At 47.3% G+C, this 21213-nt stretch carries 31 protein-coding genes; 2 read left to right on the top strand and 29 right to left on the bottom strand.

The features are described from left to right. Entirely contained in the window at window positions 1–2466 is a 2466-nt protein-coding gene (locus EMM73_RS18210; RefSeq protein ID WP_186435289.1) for an ABC transporter permease, read from the top strand. Window positions 2467–2675: 209 nt separating this feature from the next. After that, window positions 2676–5189 carry an ABC transporter permease gene (locus EMM73_RS18205; protein WP_127688211.1) on the top strand — a complete coding sequence of 838 codons (2514 nt, stop codon included), beginning with the start codon at window positions 2676–2678 and terminating at the stop codon, window positions 5187–5189. A 140-nt stretch (window positions 5190–5329) separates the two neighbouring features. Here EMM73_RS18205 and rplQ read toward each other — a convergent pair whose 3' ends face one another. The 29 genes from rplQ to EMM73_RS18060 all read right to left on the bottom strand — a co-directional run bounded on the left by rplQ (window position 5330) and on the right by EMM73_RS18060 (window position 21008). After that, window positions 5330–5734 (bottom strand): 50S ribosomal protein L17, encoded by a 405-nt coding sequence (gene rplQ / locus EMM73_RS18200; RefSeq protein ID WP_008899095.1) that lies wholly within the window; start codon window positions 5732–5734, stop codon window positions 5330–5332. A 39-nt stretch (window positions 5735–5773) separates the two neighbouring features. Then, window positions 5774–6763, bottom strand: a complete 990-nt coding sequence (locus EMM73_RS18195) for a DNA-directed RNA polymerase subunit alpha (protein ID WP_008899096.1) — start codon at window positions 6761–6763, stop codon at window positions 5774–5776. 27 nt (window positions 6764–6790) lie between these two features. Then, window positions 6791–7411 (bottom strand): 30S ribosomal protein S4, encoded by a 621-nt coding sequence (gene rpsD, locus EMM73_RS18190; RefSeq protein ID WP_127688210.1) that lies wholly within the window; start codon window positions 7409–7411, stop codon window positions 6791–6793. 31 nt (window positions 7412–7442) lie between these two features. Further along, window positions 7443–7832: a 30S ribosomal protein S11 gene (rpsK, locus tag EMM73_RS18185; RefSeq protein WP_008899098.1), complete on the bottom strand. Its 390-nt coding sequence runs from the start codon at window positions 7830–7832 to the stop codon at window positions 7443–7445. 13 nt (window positions 7833–7845) lie between these two features. Continuing rightward, window positions 7846–8202, bottom strand: a complete 357-nt coding sequence (gene rpsM, locus EMM73_RS18180; protein ID WP_040555062.1) for a 30S ribosomal protein S13 — start codon at window positions 8200–8202, stop codon at window positions 7846–7848. Window positions 8203–8337: 135 nt separating this feature from the next. Next, on the bottom strand, window positions 8338–8451 hold the full coding sequence (gene rpmJ / locus EMM73_RS18175) for a 50S ribosomal protein L36 (RefSeq protein WP_082335860.1): 114 nt from the start codon (window positions 8449–8451) through the stop codon (window positions 8338–8340). A gap of 22 nt (window positions 8452–8473) precedes the next feature. Then, window positions 8474–9802: a preprotein translocase subunit SecY gene (gene secY, locus EMM73_RS18170; RefSeq protein ID WP_127688209.1), complete on the bottom strand. Its 1329-nt coding sequence runs from the start codon at window positions 9800–9802 to the stop codon at window positions 8474–8476. A 15-nt stretch (window positions 9803–9817) separates the two neighbouring features. After that, the gene (rplO, locus tag EMM73_RS18165; protein WP_127019518.1) at window positions 9818–10252 is read right to left on the bottom strand and encodes a 50S ribosomal protein L15; all 435 of its coding nucleotides are present in this window, start codon (window positions 10250–10252) and stop codon (window positions 9818–9820) included. Window positions 10253–10255: 3 nt separating this feature from the next. Continuing rightward, window positions 10256–10438, bottom strand: coding sequence for a 50S ribosomal protein L30 (gene rpmD, locus EMM73_RS18160; protein WP_053426073.1), 183 nt, complete (start codon window positions 10436–10438; stop codon window positions 10256–10258). Between the two features lie 6 nt (window positions 10439–10444). Next, window positions 10445–10948 carry a 30S ribosomal protein S5 gene (gene rpsE / locus EMM73_RS18155; protein WP_008899103.1) on the bottom strand — a complete coding sequence of 168 codons (504 nt, stop codon included), beginning with the start codon at window positions 10946–10948 and terminating at the stop codon, window positions 10445–10447. A 9-nt stretch (window positions 10949–10957) separates the two neighbouring features. Beyond that, complete coding sequence (gene rplR, locus EMM73_RS18150; RefSeq protein WP_127688208.1) at window positions 10958–11308, bottom strand: 50S ribosomal protein L18; 351 nt, start codon at window positions 11306–11308, stop codon at window positions 10958–10960. A 9-nt stretch (window positions 11309–11317) separates the two neighbouring features. Next, window positions 11318–11851: a 50S ribosomal protein L6 gene (gene rplF / locus EMM73_RS18145; RefSeq protein ID WP_127688207.1), complete on the bottom strand. Its 534-nt coding sequence runs from the start codon at window positions 11849–11851 to the stop codon at window positions 11318–11320. 12 nt (window positions 11852–11863) lie between these two features. After that, window positions 11864–12256: a 30S ribosomal protein S8 gene (gene rpsH, locus EMM73_RS18140; protein ID WP_008899106.1), complete on the bottom strand. Its 393-nt coding sequence runs from the start codon at window positions 12254–12256 to the stop codon at window positions 11864–11866. Window positions 12257–12276: 20 nt separating this feature from the next. Continuing rightward, window positions 12277–12582, bottom strand: a complete 306-nt coding sequence (rpsN, locus tag EMM73_RS18135) for a 30S ribosomal protein S14 (RefSeq protein WP_053426069.1) — start codon at window positions 12580–12582, stop codon at window positions 12277–12279. 11 nt (window positions 12583–12593) lie between these two features. Next, window positions 12594–13133, bottom strand: a complete 540-nt coding sequence (gene rplE, locus EMM73_RS18130) for a 50S ribosomal protein L5 (RefSeq protein WP_127688206.1) — start codon at window positions 13131–13133, stop codon at window positions 12594–12596. Window positions 13134–13152: 19 nt separating this feature from the next. Beyond that, window positions 13153–13467 carry a 50S ribosomal protein L24 gene (gene rplX / locus EMM73_RS18125; RefSeq protein ID WP_127688205.1) on the bottom strand — a complete coding sequence of 105 codons (315 nt, stop codon included), beginning with the start codon at window positions 13465–13467 and terminating at the stop codon, window positions 13153–13155. Between the two features lie 9 nt (window positions 13468–13476). Then, entirely contained in the window at window positions 13477–13845 is a 369-nt protein-coding gene (gene rplN, locus EMM73_RS18120) for a 50S ribosomal protein L14 (protein WP_127688204.1), read from the bottom strand. A 177-nt stretch (window positions 13846–14022) separates the two neighbouring features. Further along, window positions 14023–14277: a 30S ribosomal protein S17 gene (gene rpsQ, locus EMM73_RS18115; RefSeq protein ID WP_127688203.1), complete on the bottom strand. Its 255-nt coding sequence runs from the start codon at window positions 14275–14277 to the stop codon at window positions 14023–14025. Beyond that, complete coding sequence (rpmC, locus tag EMM73_RS18110; RefSeq protein WP_008899112.1) at window positions 14277–14468, bottom strand: 50S ribosomal protein L29; 192 nt, start codon at window positions 14466–14468, stop codon at window positions 14277–14279. Before rpmC ends, rpsQ begins: the two co-directional genes overlap by 1 nt. Continuing rightward, the gene (gene rplP / locus EMM73_RS18105) at window positions 14468–14881 is read right to left on the bottom strand and encodes a 50S ribosomal protein L16 (protein WP_008899113.1); all 414 of its coding nucleotides are present in this window, start codon (window positions 14879–14881) and stop codon (window positions 14468–14470) included. Before rplP ends, rpmC begins: the two co-directional genes overlap by 1 nt. A 12-nt stretch (window positions 14882–14893) precedes the next feature. Further along, window positions 14894–15607, bottom strand: coding sequence for a 30S ribosomal protein S3 (gene rpsC, locus EMM73_RS18100; RefSeq protein ID WP_008899114.1), 714 nt, complete (start codon window positions 15605–15607; stop codon window positions 14894–14896). A 9-nt stretch (window positions 15608–15616) separates the two neighbouring features. Beyond that, the gene (rplV, locus tag EMM73_RS18095; protein WP_053426062.1) at window positions 15617–15949 is read right to left on the bottom strand and encodes a 50S ribosomal protein L22; all 333 of its coding nucleotides are present in this window, start codon (window positions 15947–15949) and stop codon (window positions 15617–15619) included. Window positions 15950–15959: 10 nt separating this feature from the next. Further along, entirely contained in the window at window positions 15960–16238 is a 279-nt protein-coding gene (rpsS, locus tag EMM73_RS18090; protein ID WP_053426061.1) for a 30S ribosomal protein S19, read from the bottom strand. Window positions 16239–16257: 19 nt separating this feature from the next. Further along, the gene (gene rplB / locus EMM73_RS18085; RefSeq protein WP_127688202.1) at window positions 16258–17082 is read right to left on the bottom strand and encodes a 50S ribosomal protein L2; all 825 of its coding nucleotides are present in this window, start codon (window positions 17080–17082) and stop codon (window positions 16258–16260) included. A 16-nt stretch (window positions 17083–17098) separates the two neighbouring features. Beyond that, complete coding sequence (gene rplW / locus EMM73_RS18080) at window positions 17099–17401, bottom strand: 50S ribosomal protein L23 (protein WP_008899118.1); 303 nt, start codon at window positions 17399–17401, stop codon at window positions 17099–17101. Beyond that, window positions 17398–18003, bottom strand: a complete 606-nt coding sequence (gene rplD, locus EMM73_RS18075) for a 50S ribosomal protein L4 (protein WP_127688201.1) — start codon at window positions 18001–18003, stop codon at window positions 17398–17400. Before rplD ends, rplW begins: the two co-directional genes overlap by 4 nt. A gap of 19 nt (window positions 18004–18022) precedes the next feature. Beyond that, on the bottom strand, window positions 18023–18661 hold the full coding sequence (gene rplC, locus EMM73_RS18070) for a 50S ribosomal protein L3 (protein ID WP_008899120.1): 639 nt from the start codon (window positions 18659–18661) through the stop codon (window positions 18023–18025). Between the two features lie 29 nt (window positions 18662–18690). Beyond that, on the bottom strand, window positions 18691–19002 hold the full coding sequence (gene rpsJ / locus EMM73_RS18065) for a 30S ribosomal protein S10 (RefSeq protein ID WP_008899121.1): 312 nt from the start codon (window positions 19000–19002) through the stop codon (window positions 18691–18693). 266 nt (window positions 19003–19268) lie between these two features. Then, complete coding sequence (locus tag EMM73_RS18060; protein WP_127688200.1) at window positions 19269–21008, bottom strand: acyl-CoA dehydrogenase family protein; 1740 nt, start codon at window positions 21006–21008, stop codon at window positions 19269–19271. Window positions 21009–21213: the final 205 nt, after the last annotated feature.

Here is a 21213-nt window from a genome sequence, read left to right as displayed (position 1 = left end):
ATGCTGCAACACTGGTTTCACACTGCGCGATTACTACTGCGCCAGCAGCAGCTTTACGCCCTGACTATGATTCTGACACTCGGCCTGACGCTGGGTGCTTTGGTCGCCACTTTTAATCTGAACTATCAGCTCTTTATGGCTCCACTGCCCTACCCTGATGCCGAACGTTTGCAATTAGTGCGCGGTAGCCAGTGGCAACAAGACGAGCAAGTAGCGAAGGAGTGGCTGCCGGCACAAGCACAGCTGGATATTTACCGGCAAGATTGGCCGGAAGTGGCAACAAAAGCCCTGCACAATATCAGTATCGATGTGGCACAAAATCTGCCCGGCAACCCATCGTTTAATCTGGGTTATGTCACGCCGGAATTTTTGCCAATGTTTGACGCGCCTCTGGCGCTAGGCCGCCATCTGAGTCAGGCAGAAGGACTCGATAGTCAGGTACCAGTGACGGTGCTCAGCTATCAGGTTTGGCAACAACATTTTGCCGGCGACCCTGCGGTGCTTGGTAAAACACTGCAATTTCGTGGCGTGTCATTTACTGTGGTTGGTGTGTTGGCAGCACATTTTGTCGAGCCAGTACTAGCTGCGCCTGGTTGGTCGACTGATCTTTGGCTTAGTTACGATTTTCATGATATGGGTACGCCAAACTGGAGTTTTAACAGCAATCAAATGCATCTGCTGCTAAAGCTTAAACCTGACAGCAATCCAGCACAATTAGCCCATAGTTTTGAACAATGGGCTGCGCCGGAATTTACTGCAGCCAACCAGAGCAATGCGTTTTTGAAAAACAGTTCAGTGCGTTGGCGTTTGGAGCCTGTGCGTAACCGAATTCTGGGAGACGCAGCTGGTCTTAGCCTGAGTTTATTGGCAGGCAGCATATTGCTTACCGCAATTGCCATCGCCAATATAGCCAATCTGGTGCTAGGTCGTGCCATGGCACAACAACGATCCTTGACCATTCGAATTACGCTGGGTGCACGTCCAGCCCATCTGTTTCGCCAATATTTGACCGAGTTTTCACTATTGGCCATTCCGGCGTTGCTGTTATGTCTCGGGGTAGCAGAGGCTTGTTATCAAAGTTTACAAGCAGGTTACGCTGGACCATTACCGCGTTTGCAGGAGCTTGGCAGTGGAGCTTTGAGTGTACTCTTTACGATCGGTCTTTTGATCATGCTTTGCCTGACGCTTTCCGTCTGGCTCACCCGGCAGCTGAACTACCGTCAGTTGCAGCAGAGCCTGCAACAAAGTGGCAAAGGCGCTGCTGTGCAAGTATCGGGACGTACCCGCCAACTACTGCTGATGTCACAAACTCTGTTTTGTTTAGTCACGCTGATTTACTGCAGCCAGATTTTTGTGCAGGCGCTTGCCAAACTACGTCAGCCGTCCGGGCTTGATTTACACACTTATCAGGTGGCACTGACGCAGGGATCATTGCTGGCAAGCTCACAAAATGAAGAACGTCGGCAACTTTTTGTGCAAGCCGCCGAAGCGGTCAAACAACAAAGCAACGCCATGCTTGTCGGCGTCGGTGGTTACCCACCGATCTCCTTTTGGCAGGCCGGATTTGCCATGTCATCGGTTAGCCAGCAAGCCGATGCTACGAGGCTTTATCCCAGCTATCGTTATAGCGGCGACACAGAGTATCTGAAGGCGCTGGGGCTTCAACTGCAAAGTGGCGAGATGTTTAGCACTCAACAAGTGCTGAATCAGGACAATGTAGTCGTGATAAGCTCCAGCCTGGCACATCGACTTGCCGCAGATTTTGCGACAGACGGCTCACTGATCGACAAAGTGTTGTACCTGCGAGGAGCAACAACGCCGAGTCGGATCATTGGAGTGGTCAGCGATCTGACACTGCCTGGTCAATCCGATAGTGCAGCTGTCTACACCCCAGCGACACCTCCGGCGTTCCCGCATTTACTGGTGAGGCTGCCGGATGGCCAAAGCCTCAGTCGTGATCTGGTGAATCAGGCTCTGGCGCAAGTGCATCCGCAACTGAAAGTCTTCCGCTTCCATACCAGTGCGGAGATCTTCGCCGAGCATACTCAGGATGCAAAAGTGGCGACCATAGTCACAGCTGCATTGTCGTTACTTGCTCTGGCATTAGCTGGCCTGGGTATTTTCGCCGTTATTCGTACGCAAATTCAGCTACGCCAGTATGAACTGGCAGTACGCCAATCGCTGGGCGCGCGGCCGCAACATTTGCTGCAACTGACCTTGATCGATAATTTAAAACCGCTGTTGTGGGCTGTGCTGTTGCTGAGCCTTGCTTATAGCACCTTGCAGCTCTGCCAAAGCTTTGGTTTGTCATTCCGCTTTGCGCAGCATTTACAGAAAGCGCCACTGAATGCGGCTCTGGCCTTACTGACAGTATTGACACTGACCGTCCTTATTGTCCTTGGCTGCATCCGTCCTTTATTAGGTAGAGCAGTAATTCAGTCCTTGCGTGGTCAGGCCGTTAATTGACACAGGAGCACCAGCCCATGCAGTTGTATTATTGGTTTCGTAGCAGCGCAGCATTTACAGAAAGCGCCACTGAATGCGGCTCTGGCCTTACTGACAGTATTGACACTGACCGTCCTTATTGTCCTTGGCTGCATCCGTCCTTTATTAGGTAGAGCAGTAATTCAGTCCTTGCGTGGTCAGGCCGTTAATTGACACAGGAGCACCAGCCCATGCAGTTGTATTATTGGTTTCGTAGCAGCGCAGCTTCTGTGCTGCGTGATAAAAGTTTCCTGACCACGGTCACAGCCACCATGGGTATAGCAAGTGGTGTATTTTTACTGGTGCTTACCTATGCTTATGTGCTGCTGATAAAACCTCTGCCCTACCCGCAAGCAGAACAGCTACAGGTACTACAGTACCAGCGGCTGGATGCAAGTGCGGTACTGCAATCCTCTGCAGTACTGCACCCTGCAGCAGAAAAGCTATACAAGCAACTTCGGCAATGGCAACAACCTGAGCAAAAAATAGCTGAAACTGCGACATTCCAACAGGCATTGCTGCATCTGACGCTGGAAACTGTGATGTCTGACCCTCGCCAACCAAGACTAAGTACTGGCTATATCACCCCTGAACTGCCACAGATGCTTGGCATGCCTTTACTGCTAGGGCAGGATTTTAGTGAAGCACAATTGCCAGGAGCAATGAACCCGGGTGTGATCATCAGTTATCGGGCCTGGCAGTTGTTATTTGAACAAAGACCCGATGTTCTCAGTCAAAAACTCAGTATTAATGGTGTGTCTCATCCGGTGTTGGGTGTAGTGGCAGCTGCTTTTGTGCCGCCCCGGCTTCATTCGGGTCTGCCTACGGTGGACTTATGGTTGCCATGGGATTACAACAATAGCGATTTTAAAGGAAGCTGGCATCTGGCCGACGACCACAGTGCTCTGTTACTAAAGGGTGAGTCAGCAACTCTGGACTTGCAATTGGCGGCACTGACGCCACTAGCGCAACATGAATTTGCCGAACAACTGGCTGGTGAAAAGAATTTCGCAGGCTGGCAGGTGCAACTACAGCTACAATCCTTGAAATCGGCTCTGACTGCCAACAGTGGCAATCTGATCTTTTTGTTGATAGTGGCAGCAGCAGCTTTGTTATTGATTGCGACCACCAATATTCTTAATTTGTTTTTGTCGCGGCTGATGCTGCTGCAAAAGCAACTGGCGATACGCGCGGCTTTAGGGGCTCGCCGCCGCCAGCTTTGGCAACAACTCTTTGCTGAAGCATTGTTTGTGATGCTGCTATCTGTAATGCTCGGGCTAATATTGGCCAGTGGTTGTTTTCATGCGCTGCTGCACTGGTTTGGCAGTGAAATCCCCCGCAGTAGCGAGTTGCGGATCACTGCATTTAGTATGGGGTGCGCTGTGCTGGTGGCAATTGTATTGGCTTTTATCATCGCGTCCTTGTCAGTACGCACTGTGCGTTATCAACAACTAAGCCGTGCTTTACAAAGCAATGGCAAAGGCGCCGGTGTGCAAATTCCGAAAGTCTTTCGCCAGAGTTTTATTCTTCTGCAAATCAGCAGCGCCATTTTACTGGTGTTTTTAAGCAGTTTACTGGTACAGGATGCAATACAAAAATTGCAACGGCCTTTAGGTTTTAACGCAGATCCTTTGTTGCAGGTCGAGTTTTCAGTGACCACACTCGACTGGAAGGGCTGGAATTCATACGCACCTAAGGTAGCAGAGATGGCAGAACATCTACGTCAACAACCCGGTGTAGAGGAGGTCAGCTTTACATACAGCCCTCTGGTGGACAGATTTCAGATGTCGGCCACAGAGATAGGCAGCGGCAGACGTTTTTATCCTTTTCATCGTAATGTCGATCAATATTATTTTAATCTGACAGAACAAGCCCTGCTCTCTGGTCAAGGTTTTGTTGCAGATGACATTAAAGCGGGGCATTCTCCGAAAATGATAGTCAACCGTACTTTTGCCCGCAAGTTGATCGGAGATAGCGCTCAGACAGATGATTTTCAGCAGGTACTGGGCAAACGCATCCAGCTGGATATTGAGCAAACGCCCTTTAGCATTGTTGGTGTCACTGAAGACATCCAGTTGCCTGGATATGAGATGACGCCACCGCGTTTCTATATCACTAACCTTGGTACTGCGTTATGGCTGCTGATCAAATTAGAACCTGGAGCAACCTTCAGCAAAGAAAATATGATAAAGATGTTGCAGCAAACAGACAGCCAGTTCGCACTGACAGATTTCAGCCAACTGAAAGATGAAGTAGCAAAGCTCTATTTTCCACAAAAAATAATACTGCTAGGCGCTATCAGTCTTGCTGTCTTTACAGTGTTTCTGTCTTGTATCGGGCTGATCGGTGTAATGCACTACAATCTGCAACTACGGCAAACGGAGTTTAGTATTAAATTGGCATTGGGTGCAGAATACAGACATATAGTGCTGGAATCGGGCCGGGACTACCGAAAGGTACTACTAAGCAGCTTGCTGCTTGCCAGTCTGCTGATTGTAGTGTGTGACACATTGTTTTCTTCATGGTTAGCTGGCGTTCTGAACTCTGGCGATACAGCACGACAGGCTACAATAGTGCAGTGGCAAACTTTGCCTTTGTACCTGCTGACCTTGCTGCTGGTGATGGGCTGTGGTGTGTTTGCACATGGCTTGCCACTGCATAGATTAAACCAGCATTCCATCAGTCAAAACCTTAGAGGTCAGTGACACTAGATCCACTCCGTGCTGAATGCAGATTCGCAATGTTTAAACTAAAGTTTTCGTGCTCAGATCTATCTTTCTGTCCATCAAAAAATTCAGATAAAAAAAAGGCCAGCTTGCGCTGGCCTCTTTATTTGGAGTATCACTTACTCAGCTGCTGTTTCTTCAGCTGGTAATGCAGCGCCGGCCACTTCTGGACGGTCTACTAACTCGATATAAGCCATTGGTGCGTTGTCGCCAGCACGGAAGCCACACTTCAGAATACGAGTGTAACCACCTGGACGGGCGTTATAACGTGGACCTAACACGTTAAATAACAAACCAACTACTTCTTTATCACGTGTACGAGCAAAAGCTAAACGGCGGTTTGCAACGCTATCATTTTTCGCCAGTGTAATCAGAGGTTCGATTACGCGACGTAACTCTTTTGCTTTTGGCAGAGTCGTTTTGATGATTTCGTGCTTCACCAACGAGCTAGCCATGTTGCGGAACATTGCAGTACGGTGACTGCTGTTCCGGTTTAACTGACGACCACTCTTGCGATGGCGCATGATCTATTCCTTCTTACTAAACCAGGAACTGGAATCTGGTTAGTCTTTATTTACCAAACTTGCTGGCGGCCAGTTTTCCAGGCGCATGCCTAAAGATAAACCGCGTGAAGCCAACACGTCTTTGATTTCGGTAAGCGACTTTTTACCAAGGTTTGGCGTTTTCAGCAACTCAACCTCAGTACGTTGTACCAGATCACCGATGTACTGTATCTGCTCTGCTTTTAAGCAGTTAGCAGAACGAACTGTTAATTCTAGATCATCAACTGGACGTAACAGAATCGGATCAAACTCCGGCTTCTCTTCACGTTTTTCTGGCTCGCTCTTGTCGCGTAATTCTACGAAGAATTCCAGCTGTTCAGCTAAAATAGTCGCAGCACGACGAATTGCTTCCTCTGGCTCTACTGTGCCATTGGTTTCCATGTCGATAACTAGTTTGTCCAGGTCAGTACGCTGTTCTACACGAGCAGCTTCAACTGAGTAGGCAATACGCTCTACCGGGCTGAAAGATGCGTCCAGTAACAGACGACCAATTGGACGTTCGTCATCCTCTGAGGATACGCGGGCCGAAGCAGGAACATAACCACGACCACGTTCAACTTTCAGGCGCATACTGAATTCAGTTTCGCCAGTCAGGTTGCATATTACGTGCTCTGGGTTAACGATCACTACACCGTCACCACGCTGGATATCACCAGCAGTTACAGGGCCAGCACCTTTCTTAGTTAAAGTCAGAGTGACTTCGTCTTTGTCTTCCAAGCGGACGGCTAAACCTTTCAGGTTCAGTAGAATATCAATGATATCTTCCTGAACACCTTCTTTGGCGCTGTACTCATGAAGAACGCCGTCGATCTCTACTTCAGTCACTGCACAACCTGGCATAGACGAAAGTAAAATACGACGCAACGCGTTGCCCAAGGTATGCCCGAAACCGCGCTCAAGTGGTTCCAAAGTAACTTTGGCACGAGTTGGGTTGATTTTTTCGATACCAACTAATCTCGGCTTAAGGAATTCGGTGACAGAACCCTGCATTTTATCCTCTCTTAAGAAAACGCCTTACTACTTAGAGTAAAGCTCGACGATTAACTGTTCGTTGATGTCTGCAGACAAGTCTGAACGCTCTGGAACACGTTTGAAAACGCCTTCCATTTTCTTGGTATCGATTTCGATCCAAGTTGGTTTTTCGCGTTGTTCAGAAATCTCTAAAGCAGCAACGATACGCGCTTGCTTCTTCGCTTTCTCACGAACAGCGATGACTTGATCAGGTGACACAGCGTAAGATGGGATGTTTACCACAGCACCATTAATCATAATAGCTTTGTGGCTAACTAACTGACGTGCTTCTGCACGCGTGCTAGCTAAACCCATGCGATAAACCACGTTGTCTAAACGGCCTTCGAGTAACTGAAGTAAGTTTTCGCCAGTGTTACCTTTCAAACGAGCAGCTTCTTTGTAATAGTTACGGAACTGCTTCTCTAATACGCCATAAATACGACGTACTTTTTGTTTTTCGCGTAATTGTAAACCGTAGTCTGATAAACGACCGCGACGAGCGCCGTGCTGACCAGGAGCAGTAGTTAAATTACACTTTGAATCAATTGCTCTAACGCCGCTTTTCAGGAACAAATCTGTGCCTTCGCGACGACTTAACTTGAGCTTAGGACCCAAATATCTTGCCATCTTCTTTCTCCAATAATCCTAGAAGCGCTTGTTACACGCGACGTTTTTTCGGTGGACGGCAACCATTGTGTGGAATTGGCGTCACGTCGGTGATATTTGTAATGCGGTAGCCAGCTGCGTTCAGAGCACGAATCGCTGATTCGCGGCCTGGGCCTGGACCATTTACAAACACTTCAAGGTTCTTCAGACCATATTCTAACGCGGCAGTACCAGCACGCTCAGCAGCAACCTGTGCAGCGAACGGCGTAGACTTACGCGAACCACGGAAACCAGAACCACCAGCAGTTGCCCAGCAAAGAGCGTTACCCTGGCGATCAGTGATCGTGACTATGGTGTTGTTGAAAGAGGCATGGATATGAGCCATACCGTCAGAAACTTGCTTTTTTACTCTTTTACGAGTACGAACTGGTGCTTTAGCCATGTTTTACCCCGTCCTATTTCTTAATAGCTTTGCGTGGGCCCTTGCGGGTACGCGCATTAGTTTTAGTGCGCTGACCACGAACAGGCAGACTACGACGGTGGCGTAAACCACGGTAACAACCCAGGTCCATCAAACGTTTAATGTTTAATGTAATCTCACGACGTAAGTCACCTTCAACAGTGTACTTACCTACTTCGTCACGAAGAGAGTCAAGCTCTGCGTCAGACAAAGAAGAGATTTTGCGAGTTTCTTCAATACCCACTGCAGCTAAGATAGCTTTAGAGCGGGTTTTACCGATACCAAAAACATACGTCAAAGAGATGACAGCATGTTTATTATCGGGGATGTTAATGCCAGCGATACGGGCCACTAACGTTCTCCTATAAAAGATTAAAAGGGTGCCGATTTGAAAAGCCCGTAAGGATACTCAAACGGCGGCCATATTGCAACAATAAGTCGGGGCTAGACAAAAAAGTCTAGCCCTGACCTATAATTTTTTCTGCTGTTAGCCTTGACGTTGCTTGTGCTTAGGCTCTACACAAATTACACGCACAACATTGTTGCGCTTGATAACTTTGCAGTTACGGCAGATCTTCTTAACGGAAGCTCGTACTTTCATGACTTAACTCCGCAAAATTACCTTAACGGCCGTAGCCCTTAAGATTTGCCTTTTTAAGTACCGACTCATACTGATGAGACATCAGATGGGTTTGTACCTGTGCCATAAAGTCCATAATAACTACTACGATAATCAGTAAAGATGTACCGCCGAAGTAAAATTGCACGTTCCATGCAACCATCATGAACTCAGGAACCAAACAGATAAAGGTGATATACGCTGCGCCAGCTAAGGTTAAACGTGTCATTACTTTATCAATGTATTTAGATGTCTGCTCACCAGGACGAATACCAGGGATAAAGGCACCAGACTTTTTCAGGTTGTCTGCTGTATCACGTGGGTTGAACACCAACGCAGTATAGAAGAAACAGAAAAAGATGATCGCAGCAGCATATAAAACCATATACAACGGCTGACCCGGAGATAAAGTTAACGCCACTTCCTGCAGGAAGTTAGCAACCATACCTTCGCCTGACCCAAACCAGCTGGCAATTGTACCAGGGAACAGGATTATGCTTGAAGCAAAGATTGGTGGTATTACACCAGCCATATTGACCTTCAGAGGTAAGTGACTGCTTTGAGCAGCAAATACCTGACGGCCTTGTTGGCGTTTGGCGTAGTTAACCACAATGCGACGTTGACCACGTTCGAAGAAAACAACGAACCAGGTAACCGCAACAACAATAGCTCCAATAGCTAATAAAAGCAAAAAGTGCAAATCGCCTTGACGTGCCTGCTCAATCGTCTGGCCAATGGCAGACGGGAAGCCAGCAACAATACCGGTGAAAATCAGCAACGAAATACCATTACCAATACCGCGCTCAGTAATTTGTTCACCTAACCACATTAAAAACATGGTACCAGTGACCAAACTGATGACAGCAGTAATTGTAAAACCAATACCAGGGTTTACTACTAAACCCGGCATCAGGTTTGGCAAACCGGTAGAAATACCGATCGCCTGGACTATTGCCAATCCTAAGGTACCGTAACGTGTATACTGATTTATCTTACGCTTGCCTGCCTCGCCTTCCTTCTTCAATTCAGCCAGCGCGGGATGAACCACGGTTAACAGCTGAACAATAATAGAAGCAGAAATATAAGGCATAATGCCAAGTGCAAATACAGATGCACGCTCAAGGGCGCCACCGCTGAACATGTTAAACATCTCAACGATGGTGCCTTTTTGTTGCTCGAATAATTGAGCTAGCACGGCGGCGTCAATTCCAGGAATTGGCACAAATGAGCCTAACCGAAACACGATTATGGCCAAAAGTACGAACAACAGACGAGACTTCAGCTCGCCGAAGCCGCCTTTTGCACTTTTTGTATCCGAACCTGGTTTTGCCATCGCGTACTATCCTTATTATTCTTCGACTTTGCCGCCAGCGGCTTCAATCGCAGCACGCGCACCTTTAGTCACGCTTAAGCCTTTAACTGTTATTGGGCGAGTGATCTCACCTGATAACACAACTTTAGCGAACTTAACGATACGAGAGATGATATTAGCTTCCATCAGGCTTGCTAAATCAGCTACATCACCAGCTACGGCTGTCAGCTCGTGTAAACGAACTTCAGCAGATACTAAGCCTTTACGTGATGTAAAACCAAACTTAGGCAGACGTTGTTTCAGAGGCATTTGACCGCCTTCGAAACCTGGACGTACTTTACCGCCTGAGCGAGATTTCAAACCTTTGTGACCACGGCCACCGGTCTTGCCTAAGCCAGAACCGATACCACGACCTAAACGGCGTTTCTCTTTTTTAGCACCTGGTGCAGGAGATAACGTATTTAAAAACATTTATTACTCCTCCACTTTAACCATGTAATACACAGTGTTGATCATACCGCGCACTGAAGGTGTATCTTCCAGTGTTACAGTGTGACCGATACGGCGTAAGCCTAAACCAACTAAAGTCGCTTTATGCTTCGGTAAACGACCGATGCTGGACTTAGTTTGGGTTACTGTTACAGTCTTTTTAGACATGGCAAATTACCCCAGAATGTCGTCAACGCGTAAACCACGCTTCGCAGCAACCTGAGCTGGCGATTTGATCGCTGACAGGGCGTTGATAGTAGCGCGAACTACGTTGATTGGGTTGGTTGAGCCGTAGCATTTAGACAGAACGTTCTGTACACCTGCTACTTCTAACACTGCGCGCATTGCGCCACCGGCGATGATACCAGTACCTTCAGACGCCGGTTGCATATACACGTTGGAACCAGCGTGGATACCTTTTACCGGGTGGTGAAGAGTGTTACCGTTTAACTCAACTTGAGTCATGTTACGACGAGCTTTTTCCATTGCTTTTTGAATAGCAGCTGGAACTTCGCGCGCTTTACCGTAACCGAAACCGATACGACCATTACCGTCACCAACTACTGTTAAAGCGGTGAAGGAGAAAATCCGGCCACCTTTAACAACTTTGGAAACACGGTTAACAGCAACCAGCTTCTCTTGTAAATCAGATTGTTGTTTAGCTTCTACGTTAGCCATGATCTACTCCTAGAATTGAAGACCGGCTTCACGCGCCGCATCAGCTAATGCCTGTACACGACCGTGATACTGGAAACCGCTACGGTCAAAAGCACATTTACTGACGCCTTTAGCCACTGCACGTTCAGCAATTGCCTTACCTACAGCTTTAGCAGCGTCGATATTGCCAGTGTACTTCAATGATTCACGGATTGAAGCTTCAACAGTGGAAGCAGCAACAATCACTTCAGCATTTGGTGCGATAAGCTGGGCGTAAATGTGACGTGGTGTACGATGTACAACCAAGCGGTTCGCACCTTGTTCGATAATTGTTCTGCGAACGCGTTTAGCGCGGCGCAGACGAGCAAGTTTCTTATCCATCGTCCTACCCTACTTTTTCTTCGCTTCTTTACGACGCACGTTTTCGTTAGCGTAGCGAACACCTTTACCTTTATAAGGCTCTGGTTTACGGTACGCGCGGATGTTTGCAGCAACTTGACCAACTAATTGCTTGTCAGAACCTTTCACCAACACTTCTGTTTGAGAAGGAGTTTCGATCGTGATACCAGCTGGCACCTCGAAAGCAACTGGGTGAGAAAAGCCTAAGCTCAGGTTTAATACCTTGCCTTCTGCTTTTGCACGGTAACCAACACCAACCAATTCCAGTTTTTGCGTGTAACCTTCGGTCACACCAATCACCAAATTGTTGATCAACGCGCGAGCGGTACCCGCTTGTGCGTCAGCGTTTGCGATGCCGTCACGAGGATTAGTACGCAGTACGTCACCTTCAATAACAACTTCGACTGCAGGGTTAACGTTCAACGTTAACTCGCCATTTTTACCCTTTACTGTCAGGTTTTGGCCATTCAGTGTAATTGTTACACCTGCAGGAACCGTGACGGGGGCCTTAGCAACACGAGACATAGTTACCCTCCGTTACGCTACATAGCCGATGATTTCACCACCGATACCAACCTTGCGCGCGGCACGGTCAGTCATTAGCCCTTTAGACGTAGAAACAATAGCTACACCTAAACCACCCATTACTTTTGGTAACTCGCCGCGTTTCTTATAGATACGCAGGCCTGGACGGCTAACACGATCGATAGTTTCAATTACTGATTTGCCCTGGAAATACTTTAATGTAACTTCCAACTCTGCCTTAACATCAGCAGATACAACGAAATCTTCGATGTAACCTTCGTCTTTTAATACTTTCGCGATGGCAACCTTCATTTTTGAAGATGGCATCTTAACCGCAAACTTTTTGGCAGCTTGGCCGTTGCGGATGCGAGTAAACATATCCGCTACTGGATCTTGCATGCTCATAGCTGTTACTCCCGTGATTCTTACCAGCTAGCCTTACGAAGGCCAGGAATTTCACCGCGCATCGCTGCTTCACGTACCTTGATCCGGCTCATGCCGAACTTGCGAAGATAACCGTGAGGACGACCTGTTACACGACAACGATTACGTTGACGCGAAGGGCTTGAATCACGCGGTAACGACTGCAACTTCAGAACTGCTGCCCAACGGTCTTCGTCAGAAGTCGCCGGATTTGCAATCAGATCTCTCAGTGCATGACGTTGCTCAGCGTATTTGGCTACCAGTACTGCACGCTTTGCTTCACGCGCTTTCATTGATTGTTTTGCCATGACCCTACACCTTATTTCTTGAATGGGAAGTTAAACGCGGCAAGTAATGCACGCCCTTCATCATCAGTACGAGCCGTAGTAGTGATAGTGATATCTAAACCACGTACCGCGTCTACTTTATCGTAATCGATTTCAGGGAATATGATTTGCTCACGAACGCCCATGCTGTAGTTACCACGGCCGTCAAACGACTTAGGATTCACACCGCGGAAATCGCGGATACGAGGAATAGCAATAGATACTAAACGCTCTAAGAAATCCCACATACGCTCGCCACGCAGTGTAACTTTTGCACCAATAGGGTAGCCTTCACGGATTTTGAAACCAGCTACTGATTTACGAGCCTTAGTAACCAATGGCTTTTGGCCAGAGATAGCAGTTAAATCTGCTACTGCGTTATCAAGGATCTTTTTATCAGCTACTGCTTCACCCACACCCATGTTCAGTGTGATTTTAACAATCCGAGGGACTTGCATGACGCTCGTGTAGCCGAACTGTTTAAACAGTTCTGGAACTACGGTGTCTTTATAAATTTCATGCAGTTTCGCCATCGTATTACTCCAATAGCAATTAAATTACTTCGTTATTCGATTTGAAGAAGCGAACTTTCTTGCCATCTTCAAAACGGAAACCTACACGATCAGCCTTTCCAGTTTTTGGATTGAAGATCGCTACATTTGAAACGTGAATTGAGGCTTCTTTCTCAACGATGCCACCTGGGGTGTTCAACGCTGGGATTGGCTTCTGGTGTTTCTTAACAAAATTAATGCCAGAAACATATACACGGTCTTCAGCTACTAACACTTTCAGAACCTTGCCAGTTTTGCCTTTGTCCTTACCAGTAAGAACAATAACCTCATCATCACGACGGATTTTATTAGCCATTGTGACTCCTTACAGTACTTCTGGGGCCAGGGATACGATCTTCATGAACTTATCGCCACGAAGTTCGCGCGTTACCGGTCCAAAAATACGTGTACCGATCGGTTCCAGCTTGTTGTTTAACAACACAGCTGCATTGCGATCAAAACGGATTACTGACCCGTCCTGACGGCGTACGCCTTTGCGTGTACGCACCACCACAGCATTCAGAACGTCACCTTTTTTGACCTTACCGCGAGGAATTGCTTCCTTAACGGTGATCTTGATAACATCACCAATTGCTGCATAACGGCGATGCGAACCACCTAAGACCTTAATACACATTACGCTGCGCGCGCCGCTGTTGTCTGCGACTTCCAGCATAGATTGCATCTGGATCATCTTAGTGCTCCGCTATTCCACTACTATAACCCTCTCGGGTTACGCTGCTTTCGACTATAAACTACCCCCAACAAAAGGGCGCGTGATTATAACAGCACTTTTGTACAAATGGTAGCCTTTAGTCGAACGAGAAAAAAACGGCCCCGAAGGGGCCGTTTTCGCTTACATCTTAATTCATTAAGATGCAGATTCGACAACGGAAACCAGAGTCCATGACTTAGTCTTGGACAGAGGACGACATTCGCGAATAGTCACGATGTCACCTTCTTTACACTGGTTTGCTTCGTCATGTACGTGCAGTTTGGTAGTACGTGTGATGAATTTCCCGTAGATTGGGTGCTTCACGTTACGTTCGATAGCAACAGTAATAGACTTGTCCATCTTGTTGCTGATCACTTTACCTTGCAGGGTACGGGTGTTTTTTTCGCTCATTAGGCACCTGCCTTCTCGGTTAAGATAGTCTTAACACGCGCGATATCGCGACGCACTTGTTTTAACAAATGAGTCTGAGCCAGCTGACCTGTAGCTGCTTGCATGCGCAGATTAAACTGCTCACGTAATAAGCCCAGTAATTCAGCGTTTAACTCTTCAACGCTTTTTACTTTCAGTTCGCTTGCTTTCATTACAATACCGTCCGCGTTACAAAGGTTGTCTTAAATGGAAGCTTAGCAGCTGCCAGCGTAAACGCGTGACGTGCCAGTTCTTCCGACACACCGTCCATTTCATAGAGGACTTTACCAGGTTTAATCTGGCAAACCCAATATTCCACGCTACCTTTACCACTACCCATACGAACTTCGAGTGGCTTTTCCGTCATTGGTTTGTCTGGGAACACGCGGATCCAGATTTTACCAACACGTTTAACGGCACGAGTCATGGCACGACGTGCAGATTCGATTTGACGTGAAGTCATTTGACCACGTTCAACTGCTTTAAGTGCATAAGTACCGAAGCTGACTTTATCGCCTACCAGCGCTAAGCCACGGTTACGTCCTTTGTGCACTTTACGAAATTTAGTACGTTTTGGTTGCAACATCGCTCAATACTCCTACTTAGCCTTGCGAGGAGCCGGTTTTTTCGGCGCCTTAGGCTGTTTGTCGTTGTTGGCGTTCGCGTTGTTGTTCAATGGCATAGCTCCTAAGATCTCGCCTTTGAAAATCCAAACTTTCACACCAATGATACCGTAAGTAGTTAAAGCTTCTGATGTTGAGTAATCGATGTCAGCACGCAGAGTGTGCAGTGGCACACGGCCTTCACGATACCATTCATCACGAGCAATCTCAGCACCGCCTAAACGGCCGCTGACCTGAACTTTGATACCTTTAGCGCCCAAACGCATAGCGTTCTGTACCGCACGCTTCATAGCGCGACGGAACATTACACGGCGTTCCAGCTGGCTGCTGATAGAGTCAGCAACTAATTTGGCATCTAATTCCGGCTTACGGATTTCAGAAATATTGATCTGAGCAGGCACACCAGCGATAGTCGCTACGGCTTTGCGCAGTTTCTCAACGTCTTCACCTTTTTTACCGATGATCACGCCTGGACGAGCAGTGTGAATAGTCACACGGATGCTTTTCGCAGGACGTTCGATATCGATCCGGCTTACTGAAGCGGCTTTCAGTTCTTTTGTCAGATACTGACGAACTTTAAAGTCACCAACCAGGAAGTCCGGGAAGTCTTTTGTATTCGCGTACCAGGTTGAGCTCCAAGGCTTAGTGATACCTAGGCGAATACCAGTAGGATGTACTTTCTGTCCCATTTCTCACTCCTAGTTATCAGCTACAACCACAGTAATGTGGCTGGTACGCTTGACGATACGGTCAGCACGGCCTTTGGCACGTGGCTTAATCCGCTTCATTGACGGACCTTCGTCAACAAACACAGTTTTCACTTTTAAAGTGTCGATATCGGCACCTTCGTTGTGTTCTGCGTTCGCAATGGCTGATAAAAGAACCTTTTTAACTAACTCAGCCGCTTTTTTAGGGCTGTAAGTTAAAACATTCAACGCCTTATCAACTGACAGACCACGGATTTGGTCAGCGACCAAACGAGCTTTCTGTGCAGAAGAACGGGCAAATTTGTGTTTAGCTAATGCTTCCATTATTTACCCCTTAGCGCTTCTTGGCCTTTTTGTCGGCTGCGTGACCACGGTAAGTACGAGTAGGTGAGAACTCACCTAACTTGTGACCAACCATCTCTTCAGAGACAAGTACTGGTACATGCTGACGACCATTATGGACAGCGATGGTCAAACCGATCATTTGTGGAATGATCATTGAACGACGGCTCCAAGTCTTAATTGGCTTCTTGTCACCGCTTTCCAACGCTTTCTCTACCTTCTTCAACAAGTGAAGGTCGATAAATGGACCTTTCTTGAGAGAACGTGGCATGGCAATTCCTCACATTAAATTATTTGTCACGACGACGGACAATGAACTTGTCAGTACGCTTGTTCGAACGGGTTTTGTAACCTTTGGTCGGAACGCCCCATGGAGTAACAGGGTGACGTCCACCTGAAGTTTTACCTTCACCACCACCGTGAGGGTGGTCAACCGGGTTCATTACCACACCACGCACTGTTGGGCGGATACCGCGCCAACGCATCGCACCGGCTTTACCGTATTGACGCAGCATGTGTTCGGCGTTGCCGATCTCGCCGATAGTTGCACGGCAGTCAGCCAGAACTTTGCGCATTTCACCACTGCGTAAACGCAGAGTAACGTACGCGCCGTCACGCGCCAGGATCTGGGCAAATGCACCAGCTGAACGCATTAATTGGCCGCCTTTACCAGGCTTCAATTCGACGTTGTGGACGATTTGGCCCACTGGGATGTTGCGCAGTGGCATAGTATTACCAGATTTAATTGGTGAATCTAAGCCTGACTGTACCGTATCACCCGCTTTTAAACCTTTTGGTGCCAGGATGTAACGACGCTCGCCGTCTGCATACAACACCAGAGCGATGTTAGCAGTACGGTTTGGATCGTATTCCAGACGCTCAACTTTAGCAGGGATACCATCTTTATTACGTTTAAAATCAACCAGACGGTAGTGTTGCTTATGACCACCACCGATATGGCGAGTAGTAATACGACCGTGGTTGTTACGACCACCAGTTTTAGTATTCTTCTCTAACAAAGGAGCGTAAGGCTTGCCTTTGTGCAGGTCAGGGTTCACGACTTTTAAGACGTGACGACGACCAGGTGACGTAGGTTTACACTTTACAAGTGCCATTTCCTAACTCCTCTAATTACTCAGCGCCGCCGACAAAATCAAGTTCGCTGCCTTCTTTAAGAGTAACGTAAGCTTTTTTCCAATCGCTACGTTGACCAGTACGCATACCAGTGCGCTTAGTCTTACCCTTAACGTTAACAGTGCGAACACCAACAACTTCTACTTCAAATAATTTTTGAACAGCAGCTTTGATGTCAGCTTTAGTAGCAGTAGTAGCTACTTTGAACACGATAGTGTTGTTGGTTTCTGCCGCAATGGTGCTCTTTTCAGACACGTGCGGAGCCAGAATCACTTTCAGTAAACGTTCTTCACGGATCATGCTAGCATCTCCTCGATTTGTTTAACTGCAGCAGCAGTCATTACAACTTTGTCGAAGGCGATTAAGCTGACTGGGTCGATACCGTGAACATCACGTACGTCAACCTTGTACAGGTTGCGTGCAGATAAGAACAGGTTTTCGTCAACTTCGTCAGTCACGATTAAAACGTCTTTCAGTTCCATCGCTTTTAACTTAGCTGTTAGTTCTTTCGTTTTCGGAGTTTCAACAACAAAGTTTTCAACTACGATTAAACGTTCTTGACGAACTAATTCAGACAAAATGCTCATGATCGCGCCACGATACATCTTTCTGTTTACTTTCTGGCTGTGATCTTGTGGCTTAGCCGCAAACGTCACACCACCGCCACGCCATATTGGGCTACGGATTGTACCAGCACGGGCACGACCTGTACCCTTCTGGCGCCATGGCTTCTTACCGCCACCGCGTACTTCTGAACGTGTCAGTTGAGCACGTGTACCTTGACGGGCACCAGCTGCATATGCAACTACTACCTGGTGTACCAATGCTTCGTTGAACTCACGTCCAAAGGTAGCTTCGGAAACTTCAAGAACGCCGTTAGCGTCTCTTAATGCTAATTCCATCACTCATCTCCTCCAGACGTTAGCCTTTGACAGCAGGTTTAACAATCACATCACCACCGATAGCACCAGGGACAGCGCCCTTCACTAACAGGATGTTGCGTGCTGCGTCTACACGTACAACTTCCAGAGACTGGACTGTTACACGCTCGGCACCCATGTGTCCGGCCATTTTTTTACCTTTGAATACTTTACCTGGTGATTGGTTTTGACCAATCGAACCTGGTGCACGGTGAGATAAAGAGTTACCGTGAGTCATATCCTGAGTACGGAAGTTCCAGCGCTTTACAGTACCGGCAAAACCTTTACCTTTTGATGTACCGACGACATCAACTTTTTTCGTCTCTGCGAAAACTTCAACAGTAATCTCGCTACCAACAGTGATGTCAGCACCTTCGTTATCTTGCAGGCGGAATTCCCACAGACCACGACCAGCTTCGACACCAGCTTTTGCAAACTGACCAGCGTCTGGCTTGTTCAGGCGAGAAGCCTTCACTGTGCCAGCAGTCACTTGCAATGCGCTATAGCCATGAACGTCTTGCGTTTTAATGGCAGTAACGCGGTTTGGTGTTGCTTCGATTACGGTTACTGGGATTGATACGCCATCTTCAGTGAAGATGCGAGTCATGCCCACTTTACGACCGATTAGACCGATAGCCATATCCTAAACCTCTCTAAAAACCTGTCTGATTAGCCCAGGCTGATTTGAACGTCAACGCCAGCAGGCAGATCTAAACGCATCAGAGCATCAACAGTCTTTTCTGTTGGTTCAACGATGTCGATTAAACGCTTGTGGGTACGGATTTCGTACTGGTCACGTGCATCTTTATTCACGTGAGGAGAAATCAATACAGTGAAACGTTCCTGGCGAGTCGGAAGTGGGATAGGACCACGAACCTGCGCGCCCGTACGCTTAGCTGTGTCAACGATTTCCATAGTTGACTGATCGATCAAACGGTGATCGAACGCTTTCAGACGGATGCGAATCCTTTGATTACTCATAAACCAAAGCCTCAAAGAGCAAAAAGAGCAAAATAAAACAGAAGCTTTCTGACCCATCAATAAATGGAAGAATGCCCCTGCACCAATGTAACGTTTGCTCCCCAATCGGGAGCACTGTTGTCGTTAACCAATTCAATTGCTGGTTAACCGCCTGCCAAAATCATGGCTGGCCGCGCATTATACTCAACTGATTGAGAAAGACAACCCCTGCTGAATAATTAAACAGCAGGGACAGTTTTATGATCAGGTAAAAATTTAAACGGTAGTCAGAACAGCTTTGGTTCTGCTGATGATAACTCCGCAGGGAACTGTTCAATCAGGCTGAACAGGCTTTCGATACGAGGCAACACTCTGCTGTAGTAAAACTTAGCTTTGAGTTGCTTCGACTGGATAAAATCTTCGCTGTGTTTTTCGGTATCTAACGCAGCTTCCATCTTGTCCCACATAAAGCCGTAAAGCAGATAACCTGTTAAATCCAGATAGTCATTGGCTACCCAAGACAATAATTCAGGTTGAGTTTTAGCCCGCTCTAATAAAGATTGGGTTGCTGATTCAAAACGCCCGGCTGCTGCTGCAATTTGTTTTGTTGCTGAACCTGATAATCCTGCAGTTAACTCACGTATCAGACCTAACACCACAGCACCTTGATCCGAGGCCACTTTACGCAGCATAAAATCTGCAGCCTGAATGCCGTTTGTGCCTTCATAAATCTGTGCGATTCGTACATCACGGACCAACTGCTCCATGCCCCATTCACGGATGTAGCCGTGGCCACCAAAGACCTGCTGAGCTGTGACACAAGCATCCAAACCCCGGTCTGTCATAAAGGCTTTAGTCACAGGTGTCAGTAAATTAGCTCGAGCCTGAGCTTTGGCATCATGACCAAATTTGGCTTGATCAAGCAGATGACCGACATAGACACTGAAGGCCCTGCCCGCTTCATTGATGCTACTGATATTGAGCAGCATACGTTTGACGTCAGGATGGCCAATAATTGCGTCGGCTTTATTGCTGTCTTTAGTAGCAGTTCTGCCTTGAAGACGATCATTGGCGTAGGACAGTGCATTCTGGTAAGCACGCTCTGCTGCACCTAAGCCCTGACTGCCCATCGCCAAACGTTCATAGTTCATCATGGTAAACATACAAACCAGGCCTTTATGTGGCTCACCAATCAGGTAGCCTTCGGCGCCATCAAAGTTCATCACACAAGTGGCAGAACCATGAATACCCATTTTATGTTCAACTGAACTACAAATCAGGCTATTACGCTCGCCCAAGTTGCCAGCGGCATCGACTTTAAACTTAGGCACAAGGAATAACGAAATACCACGGCTACCAGCTGGCGCATCCGGCAATTTAGCCAGCACTAAATGAATGATGTTTTCTGTCAGGTCATGCTCACCTGCTGTGATAAAGATTTTTTCGCCGCTTATACGGTAACTACCATCGCCTACAGGTTCAGCTTTACTGCGCATAATCCCTAAATCTGAACCGGCATGAGATTCTGTCAGACACATAGTGCCAGACCATTCACCGCTATATAACTTTGGTAGATACAAAGCTTTGGTTGCTTCATCGGCATGTTGCAATAAAGCTACACAAGCACCTGATGTAAGCCCTGGGTATAAAGAAAACGCGATATCTGCGCTGCACATCATCTCATCGTACAAACCCGATAAACTTTTTGGCATGCCCATGCCCCCATATTCAGGATCGCCGGACAATCCCGTCCAACCACCTTCACACAGCAACTGATAGCACTCTTTATAATGAGATGGAGTTGTTACTTCGCCAGAAACACAAGACACACCTTGCTCGTCTGCAGCGGCCGCTAAAGGTGCGATTTTTTCAGCGGTAATTTTTGCGGCTTCTTCTAAAATGGCAGCGGCAGTATCTGTATCTATCAGTTCAGCTAACTCGGCTTGTTGTTGCCAAAACTGTTGAACTTGCCAGACATCAAATAATTGGAAGGACATATCGCCTAGCGGCGCCTGATAATGACTCACAATAACTCTCCTTAAAAACCCTCAATGGTCGGATGAGTTAGTTCTAGCACGTTCACTGTGCAAATTCAAACATACGTTTGAATAATTCCGCAAAGGCCCTAGAGACTTTGTATTGAACCGCAGACAATCAGGAGATCGCTGAAATTGAGGTAAAAAAAAGGCCCCGAAGGGCCTTTTTCAAGTGCTGATTATTAAACCAGTACTT

It is taken from the genome of Rheinheimera sediminis, assembly GCF_004005375.1.
In the GTDB taxonomy this organism is placed as follows: domain Bacteria; phylum Pseudomonadota; class Gammaproteobacteria; order Enterobacterales; family Alteromonadaceae; genus Pararheinheimera.
Note: the sequence above shows the minus strand (reverse complement) of the source record. Positions and strands in the feature narration are given on the sequence as shown.